Origin of the sequence: Cyclobacterium sp., assembly GCF_014762705.1 — a bacterium.
Taxonomy (GTDB): Bacteria; Bacteroidota; Bacteroidia; order Cytophagales; family Cyclobacteriaceae; genus Cyclobacterium.
In genome coordinates this window covers 1-16,559 of record NZ_JABURL010000066.1, presented here as the reverse complement: position 1 = coordinate 16,559, position 16,559 = coordinate 1, and the positions used below count along the sequence as shown (strand labels likewise).

At 42.9% G+C, this 16,559-nt stretch carries 14 protein-coding genes and 1 pseudogene; 6 read left to right on the top strand and 9 right to left on the bottom strand.

What is annotated here, in order from left to right:
* The 4 genes and pseudogenes from HUJ21_RS12515 to HUJ21_RS12500 all read left to right on the top strand — a co-directional run.
* Nucleotides 1-879: pseudogene (locus tag HUJ21_RS12515) on the top strand (SusC/RagA family TonB-linked outer membrane protein); the annotation flags it as partial.
* A 25-nt stretch (nucleotides 880-904) separates the two neighbouring features.
* The gene (locus HUJ21_RS12510; protein WP_291370286.1) at nucleotides 905-2,821 is read left to right on the top strand and encodes a RagB/SusD family nutrient uptake outer membrane protein; all 1,917 of its coding nucleotides are present in this window, start codon (nucleotides 905-907) and stop codon (nucleotides 2,819-2,821) included.
* 48 nt (nucleotides 2,822-2,869) lie between these two features.
* Nucleotides 2,870-3,574, top strand: coding sequence for a DUF3823 domain-containing protein (locus HUJ21_RS12505; protein WP_291370284.1), 705 nt, complete (start codon nucleotides 2,870-2,872; stop codon nucleotides 3,572-3,574).
* A gap of 76 nt (nucleotides 3,575-3,650) precedes the next feature.
* Complete coding sequence (locus tag HUJ21_RS12500; RefSeq protein ID WP_291370282.1) at nucleotides 3,651-4,979, top strand: glycoside hydrolase family 71/99-like protein; 1,329 nt, start codon at nucleotides 3,651-3,653, stop codon at nucleotides 4,977-4,979.
* Between the two features lie 4 nt (nucleotides 4,980-4,983).
* Here HUJ21_RS12500 and HUJ21_RS12495 read toward each other — a convergent pair whose 3' ends face one another.
* The 3 genes from HUJ21_RS12495 to HUJ21_RS12485 form a co-directional block, all read right to left on the bottom strand.
* A complete protein-coding gene (locus HUJ21_RS12495; protein ID WP_291370281.1) occupies nucleotides 4,984-5,994 on the bottom strand; it encodes a hypothetical protein in 1,011 nt (336 codons plus the stop codon).
* A gap of 19 nt (nucleotides 5,995-6,013) precedes the next feature.
* Entirely contained in the window at nucleotides 6,014-8,185 is a 2,172-nt protein-coding gene (locus HUJ21_RS12490; RefSeq protein WP_291370279.1) for a PQQ-binding-like beta-propeller repeat protein, read from the bottom strand.
* Nucleotides 8,186-8,295: 110 nt separating this feature from the next.
* Nucleotides 8,296-9,660 carry an enolase C-terminal domain-like protein gene (locus HUJ21_RS12485; protein ID WP_291370277.1) on the bottom strand — a complete coding sequence of 455 codons (1,365 nt, stop codon included), beginning with the start codon at nucleotides 9,658-9,660 and terminating at the stop codon, nucleotides 8,296-8,298.
* A gap of 699 nt (nucleotides 9,661-10,359) precedes the next feature.
* Here HUJ21_RS12485 and HUJ21_RS12480 point away from each other — a divergent pair.
* Entirely contained in the window at nucleotides 10,360-12,891 is a 2,532-nt protein-coding gene (locus tag HUJ21_RS12480; protein WP_291370275.1) for a galactose oxidase, read from the top strand.
* Between the two features lie 2 nt (nucleotides 12,892-12,893).
* Here HUJ21_RS12480 and HUJ21_RS12475 read toward each other — a convergent pair whose 3' ends face one another.
* From HUJ21_RS12475 to HUJ21_RS12455, 5 genes are all read right to left on the bottom strand, one after another.
* Complete coding sequence (locus HUJ21_RS12475; protein ID WP_291370274.1) at nucleotides 12,894-13,742, bottom strand: hypothetical protein; 849 nt, start codon at nucleotides 13,740-13,742, stop codon at nucleotides 12,894-12,896.
* Nucleotides 13,743-13,844: 102 nt separating this feature from the next.
* Nucleotides 13,845-14,315, bottom strand: coding sequence for a hypothetical protein (locus tag HUJ21_RS12470; protein ID WP_291370272.1), 471 nt, complete (start codon nucleotides 14,313-14,315; stop codon nucleotides 13,845-13,847).
* Nucleotides 14,316-14,516: 201 nt separating this feature from the next.
* Nucleotides 14,517-14,849, bottom strand: a complete 333-nt coding sequence (locus HUJ21_RS12465) for a type II toxin-antitoxin system RelE/ParE family toxin (RefSeq protein ID WP_291370270.1) — start codon at nucleotides 14,847-14,849, stop codon at nucleotides 14,517-14,519.
* Nucleotides 14,843-15,061, bottom strand: a complete 219-nt coding sequence (locus HUJ21_RS12460; RefSeq protein ID WP_291370268.1) for a hypothetical protein — start codon at nucleotides 15,059-15,061, stop codon at nucleotides 14,843-14,845. Before HUJ21_RS12460 ends, HUJ21_RS12465 begins: the two co-directional genes overlap by 7 nt.
* 70 nt (nucleotides 15,062-15,131) lie before the next feature.
* Entirely contained in the window at nucleotides 15,132-15,308 is a 177-nt protein-coding gene (locus tag HUJ21_RS12455) for a hypothetical protein (RefSeq protein ID WP_291370266.1), read from the bottom strand.
* Nucleotides 15,309-15,493: 185 nt separating this feature from the next.
* On the opposite strand from HUJ21_RS12455, the gene HUJ21_RS12450 reads away from it, so the two are divergent.
* Nucleotides 15,494-15,736 (top strand): hypothetical protein, encoded by a 243-nt coding sequence (locus HUJ21_RS12450; protein ID WP_291370264.1) that lies wholly within the window; start codon nucleotides 15,494-15,496, stop codon nucleotides 15,734-15,736.
* Between the two features lie 67 nt (nucleotides 15,737-15,803).
* On the opposite strand, the gene HUJ21_RS12445 is transcribed toward HUJ21_RS12450, so the two are convergent.
* Nucleotides 15,804-16,034 carry a hypothetical protein gene (locus HUJ21_RS12445; RefSeq protein WP_291370262.1) on the bottom strand — a complete coding sequence of 77 codons (231 nt, stop codon included), beginning with the start codon at nucleotides 16,032-16,034 and terminating at the stop codon, nucleotides 15,804-15,806.
* Nucleotides 16,035-16,559 lie beyond the last annotated feature (525 nt).

Here is a 16,559-nt window from a genome sequence, read left to right as displayed (position 1 = left end):
AGCTGGCAGGTTGGTTTTGAATTCGCCCTTGGGCACACCAATACGATCAATGATTTTCAATACAATGTAAGGGGAAATTTCAATTTCAGCAGGTCCATGACCCGCTATCAGGAACGGGCTCCTTTCCAAAGCCAACGTGACCGATGGTTAAATGGAGAAGCCGGCAGATGGGGTAACCGACAAACAGGATACATTGTCACCGGTCAGTTTCAGAGTCAGGAAGAAGTTTGGCAAGGACCGGTCTATGGCGGTGCACTTGGCGGAACAAGGGAGCTTCCCGGTGATTTCATGTATGAAGACGTGAATAATGATGGGATCATTAACGGAGAGGATGCGCGCACCCCGCTTAATTATGGAGGAACACCATTGATCAATTTTGGGGCCACCTTTGGTGCACAATGGAAAGGTTTTGATCTCAACCTGCACTTTCAGGGCGCAGGAAAATATACCATGAGGTTTAATGAAGTTTACGGTGAAATGTTTGCCTTTAGGGGTAATTTACCAGCCTATTTTTTCGATAGGTGGCATCAGGCAGATCCTTATAACCTCGACAGCGAATGGATACCTGGTGAATGGCCTGTCACCAGGCTAAACTCAGATGTCGGCATGCTGTATGCCGAAAGTTCGGTTTGGAGGAGAAATTCTTCTTTTGTCAGATTAAAAAGTTTAGAGTTGGGCTATACCTTCAATGCAGCCCTGCTGAGCAGATTAGGAATGGAGCGCCTGAGGGTGTATATGAATGGTTTTAACCTACTGACCTATGCCAGGGATCCGTTTATGAAGCAGTTTGATCCGGAAAAAGTAGAAGGGGCCTTTAATGCAGGTTATACTTACCCGCTGAGTAAAAACTACAACCTCGGCCTAAGCCTGAATTTCTAAATGAAAATCGAACTTTAAATTCAAAATGATGAAGGTATTTAAATTTATAAATTGTGTTTTACTGGCAGCTACTGTAAGCCTTTTGCCGAGTTGTACAGAAGTACTGGATCTCGAGCCCCAGGATAAACTGCCTGTAGAGGCTGTTTTTGGCTCACCAGCAGGGGTCAAACTATATATGGCCAACTTGTATTATCAATTGCCAACTGAAGATTTTCTTTTTTTTAACTCCGGATTTAATCAAAACCAGGGCGGGCCCAATAATGGCGGACAGACCAGAGCGCAATCCACGGATGAAGCCGTACATTCGGAAGCCGGTGGATTAAATAATGGACCGAATGGAAATGGCGATAACATGAATAATTACTGGATTGCAGGTTATTCCCTGATCCGAGATGTGAATTTGCTAATAGATGCCATTCCAACCCTCAACATTCCGGAAGAAGAAAGAGAAAAACTGAGTGGAGAGGCGGCCTTCGTTCGGGCATTTGCCTATTTCGGCATTGCCATACGCTATGGTGGATTGCCCTTGATCAAGGAAAGTCAGGAATACCTTGGCGATGCGGAATCACTGAAAGTTCAGAGAAGTACTGAAAAGGAAACTTATGATTATATTCTATCTGAGCTGGACATTGCCATCTCCAAACTCCCGGAATCCTGGGATGGGGAGCGAAGGGCAACCAAATGGGTAGCATTGGCATTAAAATCCCGCGCTGCCCTCCATGCTGCTTCATTGGCAAAATTCTGGAATAAAGCTCCTTTAACAGGCGATGCAGTTGATTTGGGTTATGTAGGTATGTCTGCCAGCGATGCCGATACGTATTATGCCGAATGTATTGCCGCTTCAGCTGAAATTATGGATTCTGGGGTATTTTCCCTTTTTCAGCCCACACCTGCTACTCCTGCGGAAGCCGCAGAGAATTACCGGAGGATGTTTCAGGATCCGAACATCGCGCTGAACGAAGCCATTTTTATTAAAGGACATACGATCCCCGGAAACAGAAGGGGTCATAATTATGATATATGGTTTACACCTGCCCAGTTGGCTAACGGCTGGCCACATCCGGGTAGGATGAACCCTACGCTGGATCTGGTGGACAAGTACGAAACCTACTCCAACCCCGGAGAAGAAGCACCGATCGTAACAACATCCGAGGGAGACATTGACGATTACAATGGCTACGATGCGAGCAAAAACTACCTGCATTTTGATGATCCCAGGACTCCTTTTGAGGATAAAGATGCCCGGTTACATGCCACTGTCGTTATTCCAGGAAGCTCCATGAAAGGAGAGGAAATAGTCATACAGGCTGGCTTTATATTACCCGATGGAACGCCCCGAATCCGAACAGGAGGCTCAGTCGAAGTAGACGGTGTCACCTATTACAATTATGGTGGTCCCACTACCAATGATTATTCCGGATTTGACGGTTTTGGAGGAAACAATACAAAGACCGGTTTTTCATTTAGAAAATTTCTTAGTGATGATCCTGTTACTCCAGGATGGAACCAGAGCACTACGGACTGGGTGGAATTCAGGTATGCAGAAATATTATTGAATTATGCTGAAGCGGTTGCAGAGAGCGGTCTTGGGGATGAGGCAAGGGCAGCCGAAGTCATGAATGATATCCGAAGACGTGCAGGGCATACCACTGAAACACCCCTAACCATTGCCAATGTGATGCGGGAAAGAACCGTAGAACTTGCCTTTGAAAATAAGAGGTGGTGGGACCTGATCAGAAGAAGAGAAAGGCATGAGCTATTTGAAGCCCAGATATCCCATGCGCTCCAGCCGGTACTGGACCTGAGGGTGAGCCCTCCTCAATATATTTTTATTCGTGCCAATGTGCACAATATGAATCCCAGAACCTTTTTGATCAGAGACTACTATCTGTCTATTCCTGGGGTCGGGGCCAGTGGCGTGATTCAAAACCCAACAGGTTAATTGAATATTATCGAGTGGTATATAACTAGTAAAATTTTGAAAATAATCATGATGAAACAGATAAAACATATCCTATATTTTGTCGTGCTGGTGATGGCAACGTCCTGCGAAATAGATAATTATGACCAGCCAAATGCAGAACTTTACGGTACATTTATAGATGAAGGTACCAATGAGCCCCTGGCTCAGGACATTATCAACGGAACTGTGATTGAGCTAATCGAACAGGGCTGGGTAGAAGACCAGACCAATGTTACACAAACCTTAGTAAGCAAAGGTGACGGAACCTATCAAAACAGTCAGATATTTTCAGGAGAATATCTCGTACGTGCCGTGAGAGGTAATTTCCATGATATTCCTCCCATTGAGTCAATGGAGATCAAGGGTAGAACCGAATTGAATTTCCTGGTTACCCCATATCTTAGGATTATAGATCCCGTGATAGAAAGGGTTGGTTCTACGGTTACGGCCACCTTTAGGATCGAACAGACTTCTACGCAGGAAGTTTCCAGAATTGGCCTTTATGTTCACCCCAATCCAAACGTCGGTAACCCCATGACGCTTACCTCAAGAGTGGAAAGTAATATCAACCGGCTTACTGATCCATCAGAAACTTTCTCTCTTAGCATTGACCTGGATGCAAACTCCAGTACCTTGTTGCAGGGAAATCCGTATTATTTCCGGATAGGTGCAGTGAGTAGCGCCGGCTCAGCCAAATATAACTATGGCCCAGCAGTGAGATTTACCATTTAATTTCCTATACAATTCCCACCTCAACTTTGTTATCGGTGGGAATTGTTTTTTCAATCCAGATTACGTTTAAAACACCATGATTAAAAACCTATTTAATAGTTTAAGTCTCCTTTGTATATTTTCAGCAGGCTGCATCAACAATCAGGCAGCATCAGTGCCCCAGGACCCGGATGAACCTGCTGAGGTGACTGAGATCGTTTATGATGAAACAGGCTTACTTTACACCTCTTTGGATCAGCTGGTTATGGCCGGATACCAGGGATGGTTTGCCGCAGAGGGTGATGGTTCAGACAGGGGCTGGTACCATTACCAGCGTGCAGGGAAATTTGAACCCGGTTTTTCTACTATAGATTTCTGGCCTGAAGTAAAAGAGTACTCAAAAACATATGAGACTGCTTTTCGACACCAGGATGGTTCTCCTGCATTTGTCTACAGTCCCTATGACGAAGAGAGCGTGGACCTTCATTTTAAATGGATGAAAGACTACGGAATCGACGGCGTGCACATGCAACGTTTTGTGGTTGAAATCAAAGAAGGGAATGCAAAAGGGAAGCGCCACTTCAATAAAGTACTTTCCAATGCCCTAAAAGCAGCTAAAAAATACGATCGTGCAATTAGTGTAATGTACGATCTTAGTGGTAGTACTCCTGAAGATGTGGCGTACCTGAACCAAGATTGGGAAGCATTGCAAGCAGAGTTCAAACTGTTTGATAATGAAGAAAACCCCACCTATGTAAGACACAATGGAAAACCATTGGTAACCATCTGGGGTGTAGGCTTTAATGACAATAGAAAGTATACGATTGAAGATGTAGATCGCTTGGTGGGGCAGCTGAAAGGACCGGAAAATAAGGTATCCATCATGCTAGGTGTACCTTATTATTGGGGAACTTTGAACAGAGATACTACTCCTTCCACAGCTTTGCATGACCTGATCAAAAAAGTGGATGTAATCATGCCCTGGGCTGTGGGCAGATACAACAGTGAAAGTTATGCCAACACTTCAGGAGGGGTTTTATCTGCGGATTTGCAATGGTGCAAAAACAACAATGTGGATTATATTCCTTTGGCTTTTCCCGGTTTTACCTGGGGGAATCTGAGGTCAGATCCGGACTTGTACGATCAGATTCCACGAAATGAAGGTGAATTTCTGTGGAAGCAGGTAGCCGGAGCAAAACAAGCCGGGGCCAGGTCTTTGTATGTGGCCATGTTTGATGAAGTAGACGAAGGTACGGCCATTTTCAAATGCCTCAAAAAAGATGAGGTTCCGCTAAATGGAAGCGGCAAATTTATGGGTATTGAAGAAAGCCTGGATTCAGATTATTACCTCTGGCTCACAGGGCAGGCTACCCGATGGTTTCATGGGGAAGGCGGTTTTGGTCCCCAGAAACCAATAAGACCTTAGTGAATTAATTCTTACCCGGTTCAAACGAGTAAAATGTATATTCATTTTGATAATACACTGTTTCTCCGGGTAAGAGTTTTAACCTAATATAAGGCTCAGCGCAGTATGCGGATGGATTGGCCCAAAAAACCAATTTCTCCAATGGCCTATCCCCCCTCACCCTTACGCCGGCTCCGGTTTTACTATTTTCCAGGGTAAATTGGTGGTCCGCCGCATCACTTCCAAATCCCTGCAACCCGCTGCTGTATACCTGTTCGCCTTTGATTAAGCTTCTTTCAAACCTGATCTCCCCGCCTTTGATATTTGCCAAGGTGCCAAAGCCCCGGGTAATGCCCTCCCCTTTGTCAGGAGCACTGATGTGATAAGGAAAAGTAAATTTAATATCAGGCCCAGTGGGCTCCCCATCCAATACAAAGAAATGATGGTTGTAGGCTGTAGTATTTATGGGTTTCGTGCCAGTGTTTTTTAAACTATACCTAAGCAGCATTTCTGGTTTTCCTTTTACCAACTTTACTGTTTTAGTGTACTGGTAACCATAGCCGTTATCATCTTGGAGGTTATGGATAAATTCTATCCGGTCTTTAAAAGGAGTAACCGTCCATTTCCCCGGGTTGGTAATGTCATAGGTAAACATAAATCTGTATCCATCCTCTTCCACTTTACGCAGGCCACCAACCCCTATTTTTATGAAAGTTTCTCCCGTCTCTGCTTCTTCATAACCCAAGGGGCCAAATTCGTCGACCGGTCCCATGATTGCATCATTTATTTTAGGGTCGTATTTTTCAAACCATTGGCCAAAATATTCATGCCCGTCGAATTGCAAACTTGAAATGACCCCTGACCAGTCAAACCGGGAGGCCCGGTAATATCCGGTTTCAGGGTCCGGGAGATAGATCTGGGCGGTCAGAAGTCCGTTAGAAATTTTTGCTTCAGGAGGTTTGGTATTTACTGCAATACTAGTCCACACCACAAAAATGAGGAAGGAGAAATGTCTGATTTTAATTTTATTACCCATTTCACGGAAGATTAAATGCTTACTTTAATGAAAATGCGATATAACTGCCACCCAATTTCTGCTCTCTCCCCCCTCCTGCTGCGATTACGATATATTGTCTGCCATCTACTTCGTAAGTAATGGGTGTGGCAAAGCCTCCGGCAGGAAGCTGGAATTCCCAAAGTATTTTACCGGAACTTTTATCAAAAGCCCTTATTTTTTCGTCTTTGGTGCCTGCAATGATAACCAGGCCTCCGGCCGTAACTATCGGACCCCCATAAGAGGTGGTCCCTGTGCTGGGTATACCCCTATCGGCAAGTTCAGGATATTCGCCCAGCGGAACACGCCACAAGTATTCACCGGTATTCAGGTCAATAGCATTCAATGTGCCCCAAGGTGGCTTTACACCCGGATAGCCATCCTTATCAGTAAACCGCTTCCAGGGGTTACTGACATAGGCAGGAATGTATGGAAATCCATTAGCAGAATCAGGTTCATCGAGCCCTTTTGCCAACGGCTGAGTCATTACCATGATGGTATCTGCGGAGGATTGGGTAATGAATCCAAGGATACTGTCCCTTTCTTTCTCAGAAAGGTAATGGAATGAAGGCATTCTGCTTCCCCCTTTCTGTATCAGATTTTTTATCTCATCCAAAGGCATCCTTTTGTTGATGTCAATGAGCGATGGCAATTCGGGACCACTTCCATTGCGGACTTTTCCATGGCAGGAGGCACAATGTGTTAAATATAAAGCATTTCCCTGAGTTATTGGTCGACTTTGTCCTTTGTTTGCTACTATATTATTCCTTTCAGACATCACCAGCTCCCAGGGTTCTTCATTGGAATTTTGGTACAAGACCCCATTTGGATCAATGGCATTGCCTCCCCACTGTGCACCGCCGCTATAACCAAACAGTAATGTTCCATCGGTACTGGGAGGGGCAAACTTATTGTCTGTCTTAATTTGGAGAAATCTTTCCTTTACAAAGGCATGGGCTTCGGGAGAAAGGTCCGTAATATCATCTTCCGTAAATACCTGCCTGGCAAAAGGGGCAGGTTTTAGCGGGTATTTCTGTGTGGGATACGGCTGCTCACCTGGAAGTCCATTTGTTGGAACCGGCCGTTCCTCGACCGGAAATAGGGAGGTGCCATTTTCCCTGTCAAGCACATAGATCAGACCATCTTTGGTCGCCTGTACGACCACATCGACGTTTTTACCATTGTGTTTTACTGTAGCAAGATTGGGTGGACAGGCATGATCCCGGTCCCAAAGATCGTGATGAATGGTTTGATAATACCATTTCATTTCTCCTGTCAGGGCATCCAATGCCATGATACAGTTGGCAAACAGGTTAGCTCCCTGCCGGTCCGCACCATAGAAATCCGAAGCGGGTGAACCGGTTCCAAAAAACACGATTCCCCGCTCTTCATCCAGCGTCATGCCACTCCAACTATTTGCTGCCCCGATTTTCTTATAAGCATCTTTTGGCCATGTATCGTAGCCAAATTCCCCTGGTTGTGGAATGGTATGGAAAACCCATACCAATTCTCCACTGAGCACGTCAAAAGCCCTGATATGTCCAGGTGCGGCATTTCCGCCTTCTGATGTAGCAGACCCTATTATTAGTGTGTTTTGATAAATTACACCGGGACTGGTCGCATTGACAGACAGTTTGCTGACATCATGATCCATATTTGTTTGAAGGCCATCTTTGAGGTTAGCTCTTCCATTTTTCCCGAAATCCTGCACTGCTTTGCCGGTCTTTGCATTTACTGCGTACAATCCGGCACCAACGGTATAAAGAATGCGCTGATCTTCTCCATTTTCCCAATACATCAATCCCCTACTTTGGTGGGGCCGATCATCCTTTTCGGGTAGGAATTTCCAGATCTCTTCACCGGTATCAGCGTGTAGGGCAAACAGGTTCAATTCAGGAGTGGTCCCATACAAAATTCCATCGATGACAATGGGTTGGCACTGGATAGCCCCCTCCCTGGTGACAGCGGCATTGTACATCCAGGCTATTTCCAGGTTGTGTACATTTTCTGTATCAACCTGGTCTAGGGGGGAATACCTGTTTCCTTTTTTATTACCCCCATAGGTGGGCCAATCTGTCCCCGCAACCAGTGAATCAGGTTGATCAGGCCAGAAAAATAACAGGCAAAAACCAATAAACAGGACGCTTGCAATCCAAATTATTCTTTTTCTCATGGGTAGAATCAGTTAATTTAATTTGAGTAGTGGTCGCTTCTTTTCCACCGGGTCGACCGGATAAACTTACCAGTAAGCTTTGGAAACCTGAGGTCAGATAAGTACCGCTTTTAAGGCTTAATGATGGTCCCATCTCCTTTGCGCAAGGTACCCATGCCATTATGCCTGATGGGATATTTTGCCGCTTCAGTTTCATTGATGTCAATTCCCAAACCATGTTTTTCGCTTACAGTAAAATAGCCATTTTCCATAAGCGGTGTTCCTGGAAATACCTCCTGAACACGTGCATTGAAAAACTGCCCTTCCTGTATTCCAAAATTGTATACTGCCAAATCAATGTGATTGTTGGCCTGATGGCCAACTGGGGAAGTATCTCCTGGCCCATGCCAGGCCGTCCTTACATTGAACCATTCACCCAAACGTGCTACTTTCATGGCGGGGGTAATGCCTCCTATCTGGGAAATGTGACACCGAATAAAGTCAAAGAGCTGATTGACCATCGGGTCTCTGAATTCGTTGATGTTGTTAAACAATTCCCCCATCGCCAGCGGCACGCTGGTCGTGGTCCTAAGTTGCTTAAACCATCCCATATTCTCAGGAGAAAATGGATCTTCTATAAAGAAAGGGCGATAATCCTCCAATTCCTTGATCATATTGATGGCTTGTATGGGTTCTACCTGTTCGTGCATGTCATGCAAAAGTTCCACTTTTTCCCCGCAGGTCTTGCGGACGTGTTCAAACATTTTTGGTACGCGTCTCAAATATTCACCCTGGTCAGAATATCCATCTGTTTCCCTAGCATAACCTGCTGCTTTAAAATCCGGAACAACTTTTCCAAATGTCCCTGTACCTCCATATCCTCCCTGCTGTATACGCACGTGCCTCCAGCCCTGATCCATAAATTTCTGAACTTCTTCCGCTATTTCTTCGACAGTTTTACCACTGGCATGGATATAGGTATCTACATTAATTCTGCTTCTTCCACCCAGTAACTGATAAACAGGCATTTTGGCACGTTTTCCTTTAATATCCCATAAGGCTTGATCCAAACCTGATAGTGCATTATTTAAAACAGGGCCATTCCTCCAATAGGAACTTACATAGGCAGACATCCACAGATCTTCAATATTGTCTACGTCCCTTCCGGAACAAAAATCATTGAGATAAATATCAATTGCCGGAACTACCACTGCCGCCCGCTGGGTAAAGGTGGCACAGCCCAAACCATACAAGCCAGGTTCCGTAGTTTCCACTTTTACTATAACCAGATTTGATCCACCCGGTGCTGTGGTGATTGCCCTGACCCGGGTAATGGTGACAGGAGCTGCTCCTTTTTGATAGGCTGGTGTTTCATAGGTGGAAGCCCTTGCTTCAGCACTGTCCATAAGTCCAAACAAGCCAGCCGTTGAACCCATTGCCAGCATTTTTAAAACATTTCGCCGATTTGGAGAGGGAGTGAAATTTTGTGCTTTCATTTGAGAGGTGTTTTTAGGTTAATATTTTTGGTTATTTGTGTTTATATGGCGGATCAAAGCTCCAAAAACTCCTTAGAGAAAAGCAGGGCCTGTAACAGCTGCAATTAAAAACAAGCAGGTTAAAAAAAGATTAATGGTATATTAATGGGTAAGTGAATAGACGATTATTATCTAATTCTTTCACAAAAAGAATTAAAAGTATCCCGTTGACTACCAATTATTAAGAGAAAAATGTAAGGTGGTGGCACCAAAAAATAACAAGGTTGAAATGAGAATTTTATTAACTTACGCCATAGTGTTATCCTCTACAGCCTGTTAACAAACGGTACCAGGATGAGGATAAAATGCAGATTCAACCATTAAATTTTCCCAATTACCGGATCAGATGCTGCTGGAATGCCATATAGTTATTAACTTAATAAAAAGTAATCAGACAAGAGGAATGTTACCATATTGTCATTGAAAATAAACTGGTGTCATGTCAACGCATGGATGACGTGAAATGGGGCTGTGGTTTTTGAGTTAGATTAAGGAGCAAAAAACGAGCATAACCCTGGATATATATGCTTTTGCTACTCTGAAATAGCTCAAAAGACGCACCGGATTACCATAGATTAAGGCTTCACATGACACTTTGCAAAAACAAATAATAAGACAGGACTCAAGCTGGCTAGTCTTGTGATTCAATTGACCTACAAAATGAAATCCTGCTTCCAAAAGTATCTTTTACCAATTTTTATAGTTTTTAGTTTTTCAGGCCCCATTTCAGGCCAATATTATGGTTTATCATTTGCAAGTAGCGAGGCCGTTCAGGACTTGCGAACCGGATTGGACCTAAGCCCAGGTAAGACCCTATGTTTTGACAATAATTTTCAGTTGTCTTTTGACATCTCCTTTCAACCTGACCAATTGGAATATTTTGGTTATATCTTCCGCATCATCAATCAAAGAAACCAAAATTTTGATTTAATCAGTAACCTGACCTCCCCAGATGGCAGTCAACTTGTAATTATAAACCAAGGTAATGCTGCGCCCCATTCCTTTGATTTAGAAAATACAGGAATCTTTAACCAATGGGCTAAGTTTACATTTGATTTTGATTTAGAGAATCGGCTGCTCACCTATTCCTTTTTAGGAATAAAAAAAACGGAACCTTTATCTTTTGAAAAAAACAGCTGTTTTAAAATATTGTTCGGGTCCAATGACTATCCCAAATTTAAAACCACCGATGTTCCGCCGATGAATATCAGGAATATATCCATACATGAGGGGGATTACCTTAGATACGAGTGGCTTTTGGATGAATATACCGGGACAATGGCAAAGGAAAATATTGAGGGCCAGGATGGGCAGGTGGAAAATCCCTTGTGGCTAAAAAAAATGCGGATGGAATGGAAGTTGCTCAAAAGTTTTTCAATAGAAGGGCCGATTAGTGTTGCTTTCGAGGAAAGTGAGGAGCTGATCCATTTTGTCGGGTTAGATTCTTTGATCAGCTTTTCCTGCGCCAATAACCAAATGATGCATACTCCCTACGAATCGGGAAGACTTTACCTTTTGCGGGGCAACCAGTCATTATTTAATCAATATACAGGGCAACTATACACCATTTATCTGGATCAGCAAAAAATAGCAGCTTTTGATGACGCAACCCGTAATTGGGACAAAAATTTTGATCCTCCTGAGCGTATCACTGATAATTGGCAATTCAATAAATTCTATTCCAGACAGGATAGTTCTATTTACCTATTAGGCGGCTATGGACATTTTATATACAAAAATAAGGTGAAACGATATCACATCCCAACCGCAACATGGGATTCAATAATGCCTTCTTCTGATTCCTTTGTACCCAGGTATCTTTCTGCATTGGGTCAGGTGGATAGCGGCGCCTACATTCTGGGGGGGTATGGGACCGAAACCGGACAGCAGATCCATAATCCAACAAATCTTTACGACATTTTATATTTTAATGTGAAGGATAAAACCTTTGAGAAAATTACTGAATTGAAAATTAAAAACGAGGAATTTGTTTTTGCGAATTCACTGATTATTCAGGAAAAGTCGCGCACCTATTACGGGCTGAATTTTTCCAAACACCTGTTCAATTCAAATCTTCAGCTCATAAAAGGTTCTCTCGATTCTGCAGATTATTCCCTGGTAGGAAATAAAATTCCTTATAAGTTTTATGATATCAACGCCTTTGCCGACTTATTTTATTCCCCCAATCTGGACCGGTTTTTTGCAGTTACCCTATTTCACAATACAGACAACCAAACGGAGGTGGCGATATATTCCATCGCGAACCCACCACTTCCTTTGGCACAAAAGGAGGAACCTTCCTGGGGATATGGGTTGAATTACATTTTACTGCTAGTTGCTGGATTGGTTGGTTTAGTTGGTGTAGTCCTATACGTCAGCAGAATGAAATTAAGTACGGGTCAGGCTTCCGTAATGGAGTCAAATCCCAATTCACCTATATCCAGTCTGGATGAAGGGCTTATACCAGACCGCAAAAATATCATTTACTTGTTTGGTGTATTCCAAATGTTTGACAGTGAAGGAAATGATATCACCAAAAACTTTACCCCACTTATACGGGAATTATTCCTGGTCATTTTGCTTTTTACCATCAGGTGGGAAAGGGGCATCAGTTCGGAAAAGCTCAAAGATTTGCTCTGGTTTGACAAAACGGCAGAAAGTGCAAGAAACAACCGATCGGTTAACATCGCAAAATTAAAAGCTATTCTCGCCAAAGTAGATGGCTGCCATATTTCTAAAGAAACGGGATACTGGAAGGTAAACACGGACCCCACCAAAATTGGAGTGGATTACCTAAAATACCATCACATCGTACAGGACAAAAGCATCCTGAACAAAAGTATCATTCAGGAGCTAATCGCAATTGTCCACCGGGGAGGTTTTCTCTCCAATCTTGAACATGAGTGGTTGGATAGCTTTAAGGCTGAAATCAGTAATGAGGTTATTGATATATACATTCATTTTGCCAATTCCATGGACATTGCAGAAGATCCTGAGTTTATGATAGAAATTGCCAACTACATCTCTTATTTTGACCTGGTCAATGAGGAGGCAATGATGTTAAAATGCAAAGCCCTGGCACACTTGGGAAAGCATTCCCTGGCAAAAAAAGTCTTTGATAACTTCAGGAAAGAATACAAAAATATTTATAATGAAGACTTTATCAAAGACTTTCAAACAATTTTGGATTAATTCTATTTCAAACTTGAGCGACCGGGAAGTTCTCCAGCTGAATCCTCTTCCTTGCCGTTGAACCCATAGCGGTACGTACTGTCCTGGACCGTACGACCATCCATAGCTAAACCGAACGGGTAGTAATCCGTGGTGTTGATAGCTGTCGTCCAGGTTGAGTCCTGGTCAAGATGGATATTATCACTTACCACCGCAAGGACGTTTCCAAGGTGGTTTGTAAGTTCGTACTTTTTGCCACCAAGACTTCTATATCCTGTTTTGGAAGCGTAATTAACCAAACCAAGTCTGGAACTGCCATAAATGGCTTGTTCCTTTAGGGCTTTGTTATTGTACACACCCATTACGTTTCCGCTAGCGTCACGAACATAGATAGTTGTATCACTATCGGTGATCTTGGCAATCCGATTTCCCGATGCATCATAACGAAAGCTAACCTCGGAATTGTCGTCTTTGACTACCTTTCTTACTTTTCCATAAGGCGTCCATTTTATATTGGTAATACTTTCCTCTGTATCGCTGACAAGGTTGCCGATCTGGTCGTAGGTATAGTTTTTTGTAGTTGATCCATCTACGTTTTTCAGCTTATTGCTCTCTTCGTAGTAACTGTATGTCAAATTATCCAGGGTGCCCGTTGGCTCCTCCCCATTTTTACGCTTTAAAGTTAATAAATTTCCGTTAGGATCATAGGTGTAATCCGTATCATATTTGTCGTCGGGATTACTTCTGGTTAACCCGTTCTGGCCATAGGTACTCAGGCTTCTGGCCCGTACGATTCTGTGAAGCTGATCGTAGCCATAGACCATGGCCTGCATGCGGTCGGACTCGCCCAGGCTGGGAAGGTCGGTGCTCATCCAGACACGGTAATGGTAGTTTTTTAGAAGTACGTTTTCCCAATCGAAAAACCGTCTTTAAATTAAATTTACATAAATCCTACCCTGCATCCTGGCCCCTCCCTAAAATGATCCAAAGGGATCATTTCTTAACGGTCGGTCCTCATTGTATAAGCCTTTTGCCTCGGTCGTACCCCGGTCGTCCTGGTACCTGGTCCATAGGTTGTCCCGCGTATCGGAGAGCGTGATACCGCTGCCGATCGGCGTATAATCATCCTGGAAATAGCCCAGCGAAAAGGCCATGGCATCCCCTCCGGTACGCAGGCCGTTTTCGCCATCGCCCCCGGGATCGCCGGTATACGGGGTGTTCACCCCCTTCAGCCAGCCCTGTAGGGTATAGTAGTGATCCAGCCCCTGTACGTTGTATTCTCCCAGCTCTACCCGGGCCAGCGGGCCGTGGGGATAATAGAAGTAGGTGGCATCTGTGCTCCATACAAATCCATCTGTGCTGCTCATTACTTCCTCTATGCGGTTGTCGGCATCGTAGCGATATCGGTGGATCAGTTGATCCTCATGACCGCTTTGGTAGATCACCGCATTTACATTGCCGCTTATCAGGTCGTAAATATAGTCGGTACGTTTACTGCCTATCTCCGGCAGGTCCTGAAGTAGGGACTTAACCCACCCTGCAGCCCGGCCCTTCGCTAAAACAGTCCACCGGACTGTTTCTTAACGCTCAGTCCTCATGCCCATCATAGCTATAATTTATCCTGAATCAGAATACTTGGCGGGATACTAGTAAGACTTAGGTTCTTGTTTTACATGCCTCAACCGCAGAATTTTGATTTCATGGGCAGTATGGCGATAAGCTACCCGATAGGAGTATTTTTCAAAAGCCCGGTAATTTCCTGAGTTGTCTTTCTTAAACTTGTCCAGCGGGTATTTCTCAGGATGATCCGCCAATTTTCGGGTCATGAAAAGAATGGTGTCTTTCACTTTCTCAGCACTCGTAGGAGAGTTTTCTTTAATTTTTTCGTAAGCTTTTTGAAGTGAAATAAAAGCACTTTTGGTCCAGGATACCGTAGGTCGTTGGTTGGGAAAACTCTCTACAGGATTACCTTTCACCATTTTTTAGCCATTTTCTCTACTTCGTCCTGGCTGTAAAATTCTCCCCGGTCCATTTCGGCTTCAGCTTCATCCATTTCGCGGTTGTATTGCTCAACGCTGACAGGACTTTCCGAGAACTTAATCAAAGAGCTTTCTAATTCAGTGAGCTCTTCTTCATTCAAGTGCATAACCTTCTCTATAATCGCATATTTTCTGGCGGCAATTGTTTCCATCTTTATCAGTATTTAAGTCTTTTCAAATATAACGATTTTATAGGAATTTAGATTTTTCTGACTATTCCCGTTAATGGTATTCCACCCCATTTTTCAATCCAACCCTTGGACTTTCAAGCGAGTCAATGAGTCTGTCGATTTCACCTGCCTTCACTCCCAATTTTGCCAGATGGAAAATCGCCTTCACATTTCTAAGCTGATCGACCCTTTTTGTGGAAAAATTTGCTCCATATCTGATTTTTTTCACTCTTCTAAATATATTCTTATTGATATTGCTCGGAGATGCACATAAAATTTCACCCAGTACCCGTTAAACACCTCATTTGACAGATTACAGTTTGGGGCAATCCGGATAAACAATTTTTGGTTTTACTGATTTTGTAAATTATTTTTATTTAAATTATTGACTATTAAATGTTAATATAATAAACAATGAAAGACTTCTCGTTGGTTATAATTCAATTGAAAAACAGGCAAATCCAGATAGATAAGAAAATCAACCTGTTAATCGCTCAAAACCTGGATCCCTTTCCCTTCGAAAGATTGGAAAAAGGTAAAAAGCTTATTGAGCTGATAGAAAAGATCCTGCAAGCCATTGAAGGAGATGACTTGATTCTGGCCGGTATGCATATCAAAGAATTGGAAATCGAGGGTTTGAAACTGGACCTTGGATGAGTTGGGAACTTTCGCCTATTTGGATTTTGTGAATGTCAAAAACTAATGAGCCCAATGTTCGCTTTAATCAGTAACCTCTTTGTTCCAGTTTCCTCATGAGTTCCTCATTTCGGCGCTTCAGCTCCCTGATCGTTTTATCCGTGTTCCGTTCTTTTGGTTTGGATAGAGAATAGATAAACCATACCCAAACGGTAATGGCGACAATTAGGCCAGGCCATTCGTTATCACTTCCAAGGGCTCCGAACATAGCCACGGTACAAACAAAGGAAACGAGGAAAAGTTTTATGAGGAATTTCATGGTTTAATTGTTTAAAATGATACTTTAATTTAAACAATTATTGGATAAAATTAAAGCATTTAAATGAAAAAATAAGTGTAAACAACTTATAGACAATCCATTAATAGAATCATCATTTCTTTTTTATCAAAAGCAGTCATTGGCCTGTTTTGGAATGTCTGGGGTAAAGTAAATGGTTAATTTAAAAATTACGTCCTTTTCAATTTCCAGGTCACTCCCACCCTATTGTTGTATTAAAAAAAATTTGATGCTGAAGATAATTCGTTCTTACTACAAAATTTTTATTATTTGGCAAATTCCAGACAATGGAAAAAACTGGAAAACGTAATTTGAATTCAACGGCAGGGGGTAAAAACTTGGATATTTCGCCCCTGAATTCGCCCCTGATTAAAAAAATAAAACTCTAAATTATTGATTTACAATTAGTTAGAGTTTTATACAGTAGAGAGTGGGGGATTCGAACCTTTGAAATTTAATTTTACAAAACCACCCTTAAATAGCGTATATACCTATATATGTATATAC